Source organism: Lentzea chajnantorensis, from assembly GCF_054300775.1.
On sequence record NZ_JBSDZT010000002.1, the window covers coordinates 4,663,659 to 4,678,492 of the forward strand.

The window sequence follows — 14,834 nt, forward strand, 5'->3', positions numbered from 1 at the left end:
CTGCAAGTACTACCAACTCAACATCAACCAGCACTTTTCTACTACCAACACGGTCGTGCCGGGTTCACAGCGTGGCGCGGAGCCTCGTGGGCGGCGACCGAGTTGGGTGTGGTCAGCGGCGGTTCGATCATGAGTTGGTGGTACTTGCAGATGCGGGAAAGGCAGGGGAGTCAGGGGAGTTTTTCGAAGAAGAACTCGTGTTTGAGGAAAGAGACGTCGTACTCGCCGCCCAGGTGGGGCGGCAGCAGCTGCGCGGCCTGGAACAACCGCCAGCCGTCGCGCAACGCGGCCACCCCGTCCGGGTACGGCGGCTCGTCCGAGTCGCCGGTCGTCGGCTGCGTCGCACCGGTGCCGTCGTAGCGCGACCACCCGACGACGTGCGAGTCGAGCGCGGACGACGCCAGGTACAGCACCAGCACCTGCTGCCGCGCGCTCATGCCCGCCCCCGCTGTGCCGGGCGGTTCGTGACGCGGGTGACCCAGTGCTCGACGTCGAACTCCGGGTCGCCGGTCAGCGCACGCCACAACCGCACCCGCTGGTAGACCTCCAGGCGGGCGGTGGCCATCTCGTACCAGGGGAAGTACCGCCCCAGCTCCTCGCCGACAGCGGGGTCGTCCAGGTCGGCGGTGTCCCACAGCCGGACCTGCGGCACGGTCGGGTTGAACCGGATCTTGAACATGTACCGGCGCACGGCGCTGTCGTTGCGGCGGCCGCCGTGCCAGATGCCGTGGTGCAGCAGCAGCACGGTGCCGGCGGGGCAGGTCAGGCGGGTCTGGCCGCGCAGGTTCTGGTAGCGGCCGGTGTCGCTCTCGTTGGTGCGGCGCAGGTGGCTGCCGGGCACGACGAGCGTGCCGCCCATGTCCGGCGTCACCTCCTGCGGGTAGTACATGAGCTGCACGTCGAACGCGTCCGGGCGGACGTCGATGATCGCGTCGCCGTGCAGCGCCTGGGCGTGTCCCTCGTGCGGCTCGCGGACGTGCACCGCGTGGTGGTCGACGGTCGGCGACGGCCCCACGAGCGAGCGCAGCGCACCCGCGACGACGGGCAGGTCCACGAGCTGCCGCGGCCACGATCCGGTGTAGGTGTCGGCGAGCGGGGTGCCGTGGGGGACCGGGGGCACACCGGACGGGAGCCGGTCCAGCGCGAGCCGGTTCAGCTCCGGCGGCACGACCGCGTCCAGTCGCAGGTAACCGTGGGCGGCGAACCGGGCCAGCTGCACCGAGGTGAGCAGTGGAGGTGTTGGCATGCAACGGAACCCAGGCCGCCCCCGAGCATGGGGCGTGGGTTGAAATCACCCACTGCTGGTAGGTTTTCACCTCGTGCGTCAGGTCGTGCTGCCCCTGGGTGAGGCGCCGGTGGTGGCCGACGCCGGGGTGGGCGTGCACGGCGTCATGGCGCCAACCGACGTCTTCCGGCTGCCGGACCTGTGGCAGCTGCACCTGTACGGCTACGAGGGCGTGCTGGAGGTCGGTGGCACGCGGCACCGCATCGCACCCGGCCACGCGAGCCTCGTCCCGCCGGACACCGAGGTGCGCTTCCACTACCGCGGCCGGTCCGAGCACCTCTACGCCCACCTGCGCCTGCCGGACAGCCCCGAACGCCGCACCGCGCCGGTGATGCAGGACCCCGGTCCGAACAGGACACCGATCACCCGCCTGCTGCGCGGTGCGCTGGCGGCGGCCCCGGCACGGGCCACCGCGCACCTGTGGACCGTGCTGTGGCAGCTGACCGACGCCGCCCCGCCGGAGCGCCCCGACCCGTTCGCGGTGGCCGTGGCGCACGTGGAGGCCCACCTCGCGGGGACGTTGTCCGTGGCCGGGATCGCGCGGGTGGCCGGGGTGTCGCACAACCACCTCACGCGCTTGTTCCGCGCCCGCACCGGCCAGACCGTCGTTGCCTACGTGCGCCGGCGGCGTGCGGAACGGGCCCGGCACCTGCTCACCGCGTCGACCCTGTCGGTCACCGCCGTCGCCGCGGCGGTCGGCATCCCGGACCTCCAGGCGTTCAACAAGGTGTGCCGCCGTGAGCTCGGTGCGGCACCGACGAGGCTGCGCCGCGTCAGCACGGGCGGCGGCTGATCCGGTCGAGCCTCCGCGGGGACCGCGCGTGCGACGACGCCTGCGCGGTCCGCTCGCTCAGTCCACCGTGGACAGCCGGTAGACCGTCTCCTGGTGGTACACCTCGCCCGGTCGCAGCACGGTGCTGGGGAAGTCCGGCCGGTTCGGCGAGTCGGGGAAGTGCTGGGCCTCCAGCGCGAACCCGGCGCCGCGGTGGTAGGGCCGGCCGCCGGTGCCGACCAGCTCCGCGGTGAGGAAGTTGCCCGAGTAGAACTGCACGCCCGGCTCGGTGGTCCACATGGTCAGCCGCCGCCCGGACACCGGGTCGTCGGCCTGCGCGGCCAGGGCCGGCGGGTTGCCCGGCGCCCAGTCGTCGAGCACCCAGTTGTGGTCGTAGCCCCCGCCGAGGACGAGCTGCGGGTCGGGGCCGTCGACGCGGGCACCGATCGGCGTCGCCTCGCGGAAGTCGAACGGCGTCCCCTCGACCGGCACCGGGTCGCCCTGCGGGATCAGCGTGTCGTCGACCGGGCAGAACCGGCTCGCGTTGAGCCGCAGCGCGTGCCCGTACACGTCGCCGTTGCCCTCACCGGCCAGGTTCCAGTAGGTGTGGTTGGTCAGGTTCAGCACGGTGGGCGCGTTCGCGGTGGCCCCGTAGGTGATGGAGAGCCGGTTGTCGCGGCTCAGCCGGTAGGTGACCTCGGCGGACACCGTCGCCGGGAAGCCCTGGTCGCCCGCCGGGCTCACCAGCTCGAGCCGCAGTCCCACGCTGTCCGGTTCGTGCAGCTCGGTCGCGGACCACACCCTGGTGTCGAAGCCCGCCGGACCGCCGTGCAGCGTGTTCGGGCCGTTGTTGACGGGCAGGTGGTAGGTCGTGCCGTCGAGCGTGAACCTCCCGCCCGCGATCCGGTTCGCGTACCGGCCGACCAGCGCGCCCAGGAACACCCTGGACGCGCCCGGCCGGTTGTTCGCGGCGTACTCGTCGAGCGAGGAGAACCCGAGCACGACGTTGCCGGGGACACCCCGCCGGTCCGGTGCCTCCACCGACTGGACCACGCCACCGAGGTCGAGCACCCGCACGGTCAGGCCACCCGGCCAGGCCAGGACGTACCGGTGCACGTCGGCGTCACCGAGCCGGCCGAACAGCTCACGGCCGAGCCCGGGCTCCCGCTGCGACATCGAACTCCTCTGGATCAGTTGAACAGGGTCCGGCAGTGCTGCTGCCGGATCCGCTGTGGTGCGACGCTCTCCGGGGTCGGCACGACCGGCTTGGTCGTGCCGACCCCGTCGAAGGTCATCTTGTCGGTCGTCGCCTCCCGGCGCACGCCGTCCCCGCCGGCGAGCGCCCGGTGCCCTCGATCCCAAGGAGGGTCAGGCGCGGCCGCGGCGCTTGGTCCACACGTCGTAGGCGACCGCCAGGAGCAGGACCAGGCCCTTCACGAGCATCACGCGCTCGCTGGGCGAGCCGATCAGCGACATGCCGTTGTTGATCACGCCCATGATCAGGCCGCCGGTGATGGCGCCGACCACCTTGCCGACACCGCCCTGCACCGCCGCGCCGCCGATGAACGCCGCCGCGATGGCGTCGAGCTCGAAGGACGCGCCCGCGGTCGGGCCCGCCTGGTTGAGCCGGCCCGCGAAGATCACACCGGCGAGCGCGGCCAGCGCGCCCATGTTGACGAACACCCAGAACGTGACGGCCTTGACCTTCACACCGGACAGCGTGGCGGCCTGCAGGTTGCCGCCGATCGAGTAGATGTGCCGTCCGAACACCGAGTTGCCGGCCATCAGCGAGTAGCCGAGCGTGAGCGCCGCGAGCAGCACCAGCACCCACGGCAGGTTGCGGAACCGGGCGAGCTGCACGACGACCGCCATCACGACGACGCCCACGCCCACGATCTTCAGCACGAACACCGGCATCGGGTCGACGGTCTGGCCGTACCCGAGGCGGGCGGACCGCTTGCGCCACTGCGACAACGCGAACCCGGCCACGCAGGCGAGCCCGGCGAGCAGGCTCACGAGGTCGGCGCCGCCCAGCGGGCCGAGGCCGATGTTGCCGAGGTAGCCGCCGGTGAACCCGTTGGACAGCGCCCGGATCTCGTCGGGGAACGGGCCGATGCCCTGGTTGCCCAGCGTGGACATGGTGAGCGCGCGGAACACGAGCATGCCCGCCAGCGTCACGATGAACGCGGGGATGCCGAAGTAGGCGATCCAGTAGCCCTGCGCCGCACCGATGAGCGCGCCGGCGAGCAGCGTCACCAGCACCGCGACCGGCCACGGCAGTCCCCACTGGACGGTCAGCACCGCGCAGATCGCTCCGGTCAGCGCCACCGTGGAGCCGACCGAGAGGTCGATGTGCCCACCGATGATCACCAGGATCATGCCGATCGCGAGGATCAGCACGTAGGAGTTCTGCACGATGATGTTCGAGATGTTCTGCGGCTGCAGCAGGTCGCCGCCGGTCAGCACGGTGAACAGCACGACGATCAACGCGAACGCGACGTAGATGCCCGACTGCCGCAGGTTGATCGAGAACCGCCGGGGCTGTGCTGCGGGCGCGGTGGCCGGAGCGGGCGCGGTCTTCGTGGTCATGAACCTTGTCCTCGCGTCATGTATTGCATCAGGCGTTCCTGCGTGGCCTCTTCGCGGCTCACCTCACCGGTGATGCGGCCCTCCGACAGCGCGTACACGCGGTCGCACAGACCGAGCAGCTCCGGCAGCTCCGAGGAGATCACCAGCACCGCGCGGCCCTGCGCTGCCAGGTCGTTGATGATCGAGTAGATCTCGTACTTGGCGCCGACGTCGATGCCGCGCGTCGGTTCGTCCAGGATCAGCACGTCCGGGTCGGTGAACATCCACTTCGCCAGCACGACCTTCTGCTGGTTGCCGCCCGACAGCGTGCCGGTCGGCGTCGACACCGACGCGGTCCGGATGCCCATCGACCGCCGGAACCGCTCGGCGACCGAGTTCTCCTCGTTCTCGTTCACCCAGCCGCGGCGCGCGAGCTTGCCCAGCGCGGCGGCGGAGACGTTGCGCTGCACGTTGTCGATCAGGTTGAGCCCGTAGCGCTTGCGGTCCTCGCTCACGTACGCGAGCCCGTGGTCGATCGCGGCGCGCACGGTGCGTGTGTCGATCTCCCGGCCTTCCTTGACCACGCGCCCGGAGATGCCCACGCCGTAGGAACGGCCGAACACGCTCATGGCGAGCTCCGTGCGACCGGCGCCCATCAGGCCGGCGAGACCGACGATCTCCCCGCGCCGCAACGACAGGGTGGCCCTGTCGACGACCACCCGGTCCGGCTGGGCGGGGCTGTGCACCGTCCAGTCCTCGATGCGCAGCACCTCCTCGCCGATGTCCGGCGTGCGCGGCGGGAACCGGTGCTCCAGGTCGCGCCCGACCATGCCCGCGATGATCCGGTCCTCGCTGAGGCCCTTCGCCGGCAACGTCTCGATCGTCTTCCCGTCGCGCAGCACGGTGACCGTGTCGGCGACCCTGGTGACCTCGCCCAGCTTGTGGGAGATGATCACCGAGGTGATGCCCTCGTCCCGCAGGCCGTCGAGCAGGTCGAGCAGGTGCTGCGAGTCGTCGTCGTTGAGCGCGGCGGTCGGCTCGTCCAGGATCAGGAGCTTGACCTCCTTGGACAGCGCCTTGGCGATCTCGACGAGCTGCTGCTTGCCGACACCGAGGTCGTCGACCCTGGTGGTCGGGTTCTCCCGCAGCCCCACCCGGTCGAGCAGCACCTGGGCCTCGTGGTTGGTGCGGTTCCAGTCGATGAGCCCGCGCCGCGCCCTCTCGTTGCCCAGGAACAGGTTCTCGGCGACGGAGAGCTGACCGCACAGCGCCAGCTCCTGGTGGATGATCACGATGCCGCGGCGCTCGCTGTCGCGCACCCCGTCGAACGCGCACGGCTCGCCCTCGAAGAGGATCTCCCCGTCGTACGTGCCGTGCGGGTGCACCCCGGACAGCACCTTCATCAGCGTGGACTTGCCCGCGCCGTTCTCCCCGCAGATCGCGTGGATCTCACCGCGCCGCACGGTCAGCGAGACCTCGTGCAGCGCGGTGACACCCGCGAACCTCTTGGTGATGCCGCGCATCACCAGGACGTCGTCGTTCACCGGGACCTACTTGAGCTGGTCGGCGGTGTAGTAGCCGGACTCGACCAGTTCCTTCTGGTAGTTCGCCTTGTCCACCGGGACCGGCTGGAGCAGGAACGCCGGCACGACCTTGACGCCGTTGTTGTAGTCCGTGGTGTTGTTGACCTCCGGCTTGCCGCCCTTGAGCAGCGAGTCGGCCATCTTCGCGGCCACGTCGGTGAGCTGGCGCAGGTCCTTGAAGATCGTGGAGTACTGCTCGCCCTTGATGATCGACTTCACCGAGGCGACCTGGGCGTCCTGCCCGGTCACGATCGGCAGCGCCTGGCCGCCGGTGCCGTAGCCGTTGCTGCCGAGCGCGGAGATGATGCCGATCGAGATGCCGTCGAAGGGCGACAGCACGCCGTCGACCTTGGCGCTGCCGTAGGTCGAGGTGAGCAGGTCCTCCATGCGCCGCTGCGCGGTGGCCGCGTCCCAGCGCAGGATCGCGACGGTGTTGAAGTCCTTCTGGCCCGACTTCACGACGAGCTTGCCCTGGTCGATCAGCGGCTGGAGGACGGACATCGCGCCGTTGAAGAAGAACGTCGCGTTGTTGTCGTCGGACGACCCGGCGAACAGCTCGATGTTGAACGGCCCCTCACCCCTGGTCTTCAGCCCGGCCAGCAGCGAGTTCGCCTGCTGCACGCCGACCTTGTAGTTGTCGAACGTCGCGTAGTAGTCGACGTTCGGGGTGTTGAGCAGGAGCCGGTCGTAGGAGATGACCGGGATCTTCGCGTCGGCGGCCTGCTGCAGCTGCGAGCTGAGCGACTTGCCGTCGATCGACGCGATGATCAGCAGCTTGGCCTTCTGGGTGATCTGGTTCTCGATCTGGTTGGCCTGCGTGGGGATGCTGTCCTCGGCGTACTGCAGGTCGACCTTGTACCCCTTGGCCTCCAGCGACTTCTTGAGGCTGTCGCCGTCGCGGACCCACCGCTCCGACGACCGGGTGGGCATCGTGATGCCGACGAGTGCGCCTTCCCCCGAGCCGGTCTGCTGATCGACTGTCTTCTCCGTTGAACCGCAGGCCGCGAGGGAGACGGCGAGTGCGGTGGTGACCGCGATCCGGACAAGCCTCATTGGTTCTCCTCGATGTCACCGACAGGCAACAGTGCTGTAGGCGGCGAGTGTTATCGCTAACAATGGACCAGTCAAGTGACAGGTTGATAACCGCAGGTAGTGGCTGTTAGCGCTCACAGGACGGTTGTCCGGGTATCTCGATTGGTGGTCCACGCCGTCCCTCCGGCACGAAAGCGCGCCCACCACCGCGGTTGCGGTAGCGGGCGCGCTTCGTCCTGCCGGTCGACCGGGCCGGCCCCCTCGGGGGTCAGCCGGTCTTGCAGCCCTTGCCGTTGATCGTGAAGGCTGCCGGGTCGGCTCCACCGCCGGAGGCGTTGAACCCGATGTAGACCGACTTGCCCGGTTCGACCCGGTTGTTCCACGACATGTTCGTCGCGGCCACGTCCTTGCCGGTCTGGGTCCAGTTCGCCGACCAACCGGCGGTGACCTTCTGGTCGCCGGGGAACGCGAACCCGAGCTTCCACTCCGTCCACGCGGCCGTGCCGGTGTTCTTCAGCGCCACCTGCGCGGACAGGCCGCCCTGCCACTTGTTCGCGGTGTAGGTGACCTCGCAGTCCGAGACGGGGACCGGCGGCTTGCCGGACTTCTCGGCCGCCCAGCCGGACACCCAGGCCAGCGCCGAGTTCCAGTTCACCGCGACCTCGTTGACCGAGTAGGCGCCGATGTCGTCGACCCAGCACTTCTGCTGCGGGCACCCGGTGAGCAGGCGCTGGACGATCGGGTCCTGCAAGCCGCTGTTCGGGCCGCCGGACAGGGAGCCCGGCGGTGCGATCGGCAGGGTCGGGTCGTTCTGCTTGGCCCAGAAGCGGTGGTGCACGTTCTGCACGGCCTGGTCGCCGTAGCCCGCCACGTACGAGGTGCTCAGCGGGTTGCGGCCGAGGAGGTAGTGCAGGGCCTCGAAGACGCCGTCGCGGTACTTGTCCGCTCCGGTGAAGTCGTGGGCCAGCGCGATCACCTGGGCGTTGTTCAGCACCGCGGAGTTCGAGCCCCAGACGTAGCCGTCGACGCTGTTGTCGTACGGCGTCGCGTAGCCCATCTGGGCCATGGCGGCCAGGTGCTGGTCGGCCACGGTGGCGAACGCCGACTTGGTCGCCGCGACGTCCGCGGCGGGCAGGCCGGTGGGCACCAGGGCGAGGGTGATGTCGCCCAGGGGCGCCGTGCCGCCCCAGAAGAAGCCGGCCCTGGTCAGGCTGGCGCCCTTGTAGTGCGTGGAGCCGGTCACGTCGGTGCGGTAGGCGGCCTCGCCGGTCGTCGCGTACAGCTCGGCAGCGGCCCAGTAGAACTCGTCGGTCAGGGTGCTGTCGCTGTAGGCGCCGCCGCCGGTGCCGTCGTTCGGGTCCGCGATCTTGTTCGGGTTGGCCTTCGCCGCCGTGTACGCCTTGCGGGCCGCGGTGAGCAGCTTCGCCGAGTACGTGGCGTCGATCGACTTCCAGAGGCGGGACGCCTGCGCCGCCACGGCCGCCAGGTTCAGCGTCGCCGCCGTGCTGGTCGCCGACAGCCTGCGCGGCTGGTCGTCGAGCTCGGGGCGGGTCGGCAGGGCCGTCCAGTTGGCGTCGTGGACCTTGTGGTGCGCCATGCCGTCCGGTGCCTGCATCTTCAGCAGGAAGTCGACCTCCCAGCGGGCCTCGTCGAGCAGGTCGGGCACGCCGTTGGACTTCTCCGGGATGGCGAGCGTGCCGTCGCGGAACGCCGAGGCGTCACCGATGCGGGACGCGCGCTCGTAGGAGTTGAGCAGCTGCCAGACCGAGATGCCGCCGTTGACCACGTACTTGCCGTGGTCGCCCGCGTCGTACCAGCCGCCGCGCACGTCGAGCGTGTAGCCGCAGGCGAGGTCCGCGCGGCACGGCACGTTGTTGTCGCCCTGGTTCGGCGCGACGTTCACGTGACCGGCCGGGCGCGCGTACTGCTCGCCCACGTACTGCGCGTCGATCGGCGTGCCGCTGCGCTGGTGGTAGAAGAACGCCAGCGAGTCGTAGCGCAGCCGCTTCACCGCGTCGGCCGAGATGTCGAACGGGAAGCTGGCGTCCGACCCGACCACCAGCGTGTACCCGGTGCCCGCCGTGTCGTACGACGAGAAGTCGATCTGGTGCACCGAGTCGCCGGACGTCACGTCCGCACCCTTGGGCACGGTCTGGCCGGTGGCCACGGCCGCACCCGCGGAGTTCTTCAGCGTCCACGTCTGCGGCGTGGTCGCGGTGGACACGAGCGTCGCCCGCTTCGGCAGGCCCGGCACGTAGCCGACCTGGTCGACCTGCACCTTCCTGGTCGGGTTGGGGTTGACGCCACCGGGCGGCTTCACGCCGCCGACGAGCGACACGTTGTCGACGCAGACGGTGTTGTCGGCCGCTTGGCCGCCCAGTTGGAAGGCGACCTGGCCGTTGCCCGCGTCCGGGAAGTCCAGGGCGGACGTGAACGTGAAGCTGAACCGCTGCTTCGTCGGCGTCACCGCGAACTCCTGCCGGGCGATGCCCCGGTACGGGCTCACGGCCTCACCGGCCGCCGCGGCCACCGTCTGCGCGGTGGTGGCGTGCGCGTCGAACGACAGGGTGTACGGCTGGTCGGCCTCGAACGGCACACCGTTCTGGCCGACCAGCGCGTCCCAGGGATTCGTGGTGCCACCGGTGACCGCGGCGCACAGCTCGCCGCCGGTCACCCGGTTCGTCACACCGGCGCTGCTCCACCACGGGTCGGCGGAACCGCTGTCGAACTTCCCGTTGAGCACGCGCTCGTACTCCGCAGCCTCGGCGGTGCCCGCTGCCGGCAGCGCGGTCGCGGTGAGCGCCGTGAGCAGGGCGGCAACGAACAGGCGTGGGGGTTGCGATCTCATCTCGTGAGGTTCTCCGTCCTCGTCGACGGGGCTTCTGGGAGCGCTCCCAGGAGACCGTAGGGTGGTCCCGTCGTCATCGGCAAGCCCCGTTCAGCCCTGACCTGGCGGCGTCACCCGGACGGCCGCTCCTGCTCCACCTGCAGCAACCGGGCTGCGTCAGCCGAACGTCCACTGCTGGTTGGCGCCGCCGTGGCAGGTCCACAGGACGACCCTGGTGCCGTTGGCGGTCGCGGCGCCGTTGACGTCCAGGCAGAGTCCGGAACCACCGGTGATCGTGCCGTTGGCGTTGACCGTCCAGCGCTGGTTCGCACTGCCGTCACAGGTCGCGGTCACCACCGCCGTCCCCGCCGCCGACTGGTTGTTCTGCGGCGCCGCGCAGCGGAGCGTCGATCCGCTGTAGACGGTGAGCTGGCCGGACGCGGTGCGCGTCCACGTCTGGTTCGCCCCCGCGTGGCAGTCCCAGATCTGCACCGCCGCACCGACGGCGATGCTCGCACCGTTGACGTCGAGGCACCGGCCGGCGGCCAGCGCGCGCACTGGTCCAGTGGAACCGCCGCCACCGCCGGTGCCGTACCCGGCCGCGATGATGTTGGCCTGCACGGCGTTCTCGGTCGCGTCGGACGGGTACCCGGCCACCATGGCGCCCTCGTAGAACGTGCCCGCGCTGAGGTTCGCGCCGCCGTCGGGCTTGCAGCAGTCACCACCGCTGCCGAGGATGATGGCGCCCTGCTTCTTCATCGGGCTGTAGCCCGGTGGCAGCGAGCCGTCCCACAACGTCGTCACGGTGCCGTTCTGCGCGTTGCCGCCCTTGAGCGCGAACCGCGTGGTGCCGTTGTTCTTGAGCATGGCCGTGACGAACCTGGTGGGGAACGCCCGCTGGTTCGGGTTCCACGACTGGCTGCCGCCGGGGAAGAGGCCCCACTCGAGGTCGGCCTGCACCCACGGACCGGTGCCCTGGCAGCCGCCGAACCAGCACTGCGTGCTGAAGTTGATGGCGTCCATCGCCCCGGCCGCGTCGGCCTTGCGGGTGGTCTCGCTGTTGCCGTAGTCGAAGCAGCAGCCGCCGTTGACGTGCGTGCCGCTGGTGACCATGTACATGCCCTCCGGCGCGCTGCCGGTGGGGACACCGGTCAGGTGGCCGTCGCGCCAGTAGCTGTTGCCGGGGTTGATGTAGAGCGAGTAGGCCTTGTCGCCGCCGACGGTCAGCGCCTCGGACGTCGCGACGGCCGGCCTGCTCTGCGGCGAGCCGGGCACGACGCCGGACCCCTGGTACCACAGGTCGTTGCCGCGGCCGGACTGGTCGTAGACCACCGTGACCACGCACGTGGTGCCCGCGCAGAACGCGTCCTGCGTGGCCGCGTTCGCGTTGCCGCCCGCGGTCAGCACGGCGATGTCGCGCGTCGTGCTGTCCGACGAACGCCGGACCTGGTAGAGGTTTCCGCCGTAGGAGCCGTAAAGCGCTCGCACCGTGCTGTGCGCGGCGATGCAGGGCGTGCCACCGGACGCGTAGATGTCGCACGTCCCGGTGGCCGCTGCCGCCACCGGTGCCGGTGCCGCCGCGGGAGTTGACGCCGCTGAGCCGACCGGGAGGACGGCCAGCGCGAGGGACAGGCCCAGTGCCGCGTGCAGAACGCGCCTCGGGCTGGTTCGGGTCGTTGTCATGAGCCGCTCCACTGCGTTGTGGGGGATCGGAGACCGGCGGGGACCGTCACCGGCCCCAGAGCCGCCAGGTCTGGTTGAGCTGGCTGTTCTGGTTCACGGCCTTGCACGTCCACTGGATGGTCCGGGCGCCCGCCGCGGTCGAGACGCCGTTCACGTCCACGCACTTGCCGCTGGCACGCGCCACGAGCTGGTGGTCGTGCGGGTCGTTGCCGCTGTAGGTGACCCTGCGCACCGTGAACTGCTGGGCGGTCGACCCCGGCGCGCAGGCCTGCTGCACGACCGGGGCACCGTCCGCGGCCGAGGAGACGTCCAGGCACTTGCCCGACTGCTGGTTGGCGACGGTGAAGGTGTCGGCCACGCCCGCGACCGGCGTGAAGTTCCACAGCTGCTGGTCACCGCCCTCGCAGGGGAACTGCTGCTGCTGGTTGCCGTCGGCGGTGCTCAGGTTCGTGTTGTCCAGGCACTGCTGGGAGTGCTGCGCCGCGGCCACGGTCTGGAACCCGGCCGAGCCGGGCGGCAACAGCGTGATCGTGGACGTCTCGTTGACGTCGTTGTGCGGCACGGTGACCGTGACGGCGTTGCCGGACAACGACACCACGGAGTTCTGCACGGTGACCGGACCTTGCACCGCGCCGCCGTTGTTGTGCGGGATGCGCTGCACGAGAACGCGGACCTGGTTGTTCTGCACGAGCCCGGTCGTGGTGTCCAGGCGCTGCAACGTGACCGCGACGTTGCCGGTCGTGCTGCCGCCGCCGATGAGGACCTTCGCGACACCGTTGGCCTTGGTGGCGAACGAGTCGTAGGACTGGCTCGGCGTGGTGGCGGTGCTCTGGCCGGTCTGCCCGGCGTAGAACCGGTAGACCCACCACTCGCCCTTGGGCTGGTGCTGCCCGGCCGCGTTGCGCACCAGCAGGTTGCCGAGGTCGTTGTGCAGGTTGCCCGCACTGGCCCAGTTGGCGCGCAGCCCGTCGGCACCGGCGCGTTCCAGCCGCGCGATGTACCACGCCCCGTCGCCGGGGTTCTGCTCGTTCGACGCGCCGTACTCGTTGATCTGGTACGGCCGCGGGTGCGGGATGCCGCGCGCGTCGAGCGTCGCGTTCGCCGTGGCGACGTTGGCGACCGGGTCGCCGGGCAGCGCGTGCCAGCTGAAGACGTCGGGCACGACGTTGTTGGCGCGCACGAAGTCCAGGTACTGCACCCACCAGCCGCCGGTGGACGGCACGCCCGCGTGGCTCGGCCCGACGATCAGGTGCGCGGGGAACGCCGCCCGGACGCGCTGGTACGTGCGGCGCCACAGCTCGAAGTACTGCGCCTGCGACCGGTTCCAGAACGTCGTGATGTTGGCTTCGTTCCACAGGTCCCACTGCACCGGCACGCCGGTCGCCCGGACGTCGTCGATCACGCGGGTGAGGAAGTTGTCGTAGTCGGTCCAGTTGCCGTTGTCGCCGGGGAAGCGTGAGATCGGGTAGCCGTCCGCGCCCCACAGGTCGTGGGGCAGCAGCACGAACTCACCGCCCAGTGCGCGTGTCCGCAACAACTGCGCCCTGGTGGCGTTCCAGCGGCGCTCGTACTTGCCCGAAACCCAGCCGCCAGGGCTGTCGAGCTGCGCGCCGCCCGCGCGCATGTACCGGAACTTGACGTCGCGGAAGAAGTGGTCGGCGGGCCCCGCGGCGTTCTCCGTCATGCCGTAGATCCAGCCGGAGGCGCGCTGGGCGGGGGTGCCGGTGGTCGTGGCGAAGTCGACGCTGATGGCCTCGTTCGCAGCCTGGGCAGGGGTGGTGAACGCGAAGGCTGACACGAGTACCGCCAAGAGGGCTGTGCGGGTTCGTCGGTGAACCATGGGTGGGCTCCGTAACGGGTCAGGGGCGACGGAGACTCGAACCGGTTCGATCGAGGAGTGAAAGTACGCGCACAGCGGAGTTCTGGGCAAGAGGCTCGTGGGTCGAACCGGTTCGGCCGCAGCGCGGCGAGCCGCGCCGTTCGTCCCGCAGAGGCGCCCTGACCGGACCGCCCGTTCCGCGCGCCGACGGCAGGTCGAGGCTCAGCCGCTCCGGCGCGCCCCGGTGCTCGACCGCAGCGTGATCGACGGCGCCAGCAGCGCGTGCCGCGGCGTGGCCGTCGGGTCGGCGATCTGCTCCAACAGCAGGTCGACCGCGAGCCGCGCCATCTGCCCCGCGGGCACGTCGGCGGCGGTCAGCGGCGGGTGGAAGTCCTCGGCGAGCCGGTCGGCGATCACGCCGGTGAGCGAGAAGTCGCGGGGCACGTCGAGGCGGGCCGCGTGCAACGCGCGCTGCACGCCGGGCAGTGCGGCCTCGTTGATCGTCACGGCCGCCGTCACCTCCGGCCAGTCCGCCCGGATCTGCTCGAAGCACGCCACGCCGGCGGCCGGGTCGTCGGAGCAGCACACGTCGTGGGCGGTCAGGCCGCACTCCGCGGCGGTCCGCAGGAACGCGGCCGTCGCGCGCACCGCCGGGCCGTAGCCGGACGCGACCAGCTCGGCGGAGCGGTTGACCAGCACGATGTCGCGGTGCCCGAGGTCGGCGAGGTGCCGCACGCAGCGGCTGATCAGGCCGCCGTAGTCGACGTCGACCCACCAGGAGGCGGCCGGGTCCGCGACGTGGCCGATCGTCACGAACGGCAGGCCGGTGCTGGTCAGGCGCTCGACGCGCGGGTCGTGCAGCAGGATCTCCATCAAGATCACCCCGTCGACCCTGCGGCCGGTCACCACGCGGTCGAACGAGCGGTCGTGGTCGCCGCCGCTGGGGGAGAGCAGCACGTCGTGGTCGTGCGCGGCGGCCGCCTCGACGACGCTCGCGACGAAGCTCAGCTGCACGTCGGTCAGCCGGGTGCTCGCGGGCGGGATCACCAGGCCGAGCGTCCTGGTGCGGCCTTCGGCGAGGGCGCGAGCGCTGGCGTTGGGCCGGAAGCCGAGCTCGGCGATGACGTCGTTGATCCGCCGGACGGTCGCCGCGGACACCGGCCGCTTGCCGCTCAGCGCGTACGACACGGTGCTGCGGGAGACCCCGGCCCGCCGGGCGATCTCGCCGATGTTCATGCCGCTTCCCCTCGTCGAAGGAACCGATT

Annotated in this window: 11 protein-coding genes; 1 reads left to right on the forward strand and 10 read right to left on the reverse strand. The window is 70.6% G+C overall.

Features of this window, described 5'->3' with window-relative positions; translation table 11 throughout:
• Window positions 1–170 precede the first annotated feature (170 nt).
• Complete coding sequence (locus ACVDFE_RS23305) at window positions 171–437, reverse strand: hypothetical protein (protein WP_458431838.1); 267 nt, start codon at window positions 435–437, stop codon at window positions 171–173.
• A complete protein-coding gene (locus ACVDFE_RS23310; RefSeq protein WP_458431839.1) occupies window positions 434–1,246 on the reverse strand; it encodes a phytanoyl-CoA dioxygenase family protein in 813 nt (270 codons plus the stop codon). Before ACVDFE_RS23310 ends, ACVDFE_RS23305 begins: the two co-directional genes overlap by 4 nt.
• A gap of 73 nt (window positions 1,247–1,319) precedes the next feature.
• Between ACVDFE_RS23310 and ACVDFE_RS23315 the strand changes: the two genes are divergently transcribed.
• Window positions 1,320–2,078, forward strand: a complete 759-nt coding sequence (locus ACVDFE_RS23315) for a helix-turn-helix domain-containing protein (RefSeq protein WP_458431840.1) — start codon at window positions 1,320–1,322, stop codon at window positions 2,076–2,078.
• A 57-nt stretch (window positions 2,079–2,135) separates the two neighbouring features.
• On the opposite strand, the gene ACVDFE_RS23320 is transcribed toward ACVDFE_RS23315, so the two are convergent.
• The 8 genes from ACVDFE_RS23320 to ACVDFE_RS23355 form a co-directional block, all read right to left on the reverse strand.
• Window positions 2,136–3,233, reverse strand: coding sequence for an aldose epimerase family protein (locus tag ACVDFE_RS23320; RefSeq protein WP_360389338.1), 1,098 nt, complete (start codon window positions 3,231–3,233; stop codon window positions 2,136–2,138).
• A 192-nt stretch (window positions 3,234–3,425) separates the two neighbouring features.
• On the reverse strand, window positions 3,426–4,646 hold the full coding sequence (mmsB, locus tag ACVDFE_RS23325; RefSeq protein WP_360389336.1) for a multiple monosaccharide ABC transporter permease: 1,221 nt from the start codon (window positions 4,644–4,646) through the stop codon (window positions 3,426–3,428).
• Window positions 4,643–6,148: a multiple monosaccharide ABC transporter ATP-binding protein gene (gene mmsA, locus ACVDFE_RS23330; RefSeq protein WP_360389857.1), complete on the reverse strand. Its 1,506-nt coding sequence runs from the start codon at window positions 6,146–6,148 to the stop codon at window positions 4,643–4,645. Before mmsA ends, mmsB begins: the two co-directional genes overlap by 4 nt.
• A gap of 27 nt (window positions 6,149–6,175) precedes the next feature.
• On the reverse strand, window positions 6,176–7,261 hold the full coding sequence (gene chvE, locus ACVDFE_RS23335; protein WP_360389333.1) for a multiple monosaccharide ABC transporter substrate-binding protein: 1,086 nt from the start codon (window positions 7,259–7,261) through the stop codon (window positions 6,176–6,178).
• A gap of 247 nt (window positions 7,262–7,508) precedes the next feature.
• Window positions 7,509–10,088: a glycoside hydrolase family 9 protein gene (locus ACVDFE_RS23340; protein ID WP_458431841.1), complete on the reverse strand. Its 2,580-nt coding sequence runs from the start codon at window positions 10,086–10,088 to the stop codon at window positions 7,509–7,511.
• A gap of 156 nt (window positions 10,089–10,244) precedes the next feature.
• A complete protein-coding gene (locus tag ACVDFE_RS23345) occupies window positions 10,245–11,750 on the reverse strand; it encodes an arabinofuranosidase catalytic domain-containing protein (protein ID WP_458431842.1) in 1,506 nt (501 codons plus the stop codon).
• Window positions 11,751–11,796: 46 nt separating this feature from the next.
• Complete coding sequence (locus ACVDFE_RS23350; RefSeq protein WP_458431843.1) at window positions 11,797–13,548, reverse strand: RICIN domain-containing protein; 1,752 nt, start codon at window positions 13,546–13,548, stop codon at window positions 11,797–11,799.
• Between the two features lie 243 nt (window positions 13,549–13,791).
• A complete protein-coding gene (locus tag ACVDFE_RS23355) occupies window positions 13,792–14,805 on the reverse strand; it encodes a LacI family DNA-binding transcriptional regulator (protein ID WP_458431844.1) in 1,014 nt (337 codons plus the stop codon).
• Between the last annotated feature and the right edge of the window lie 29 nt (window positions 14,806–14,834).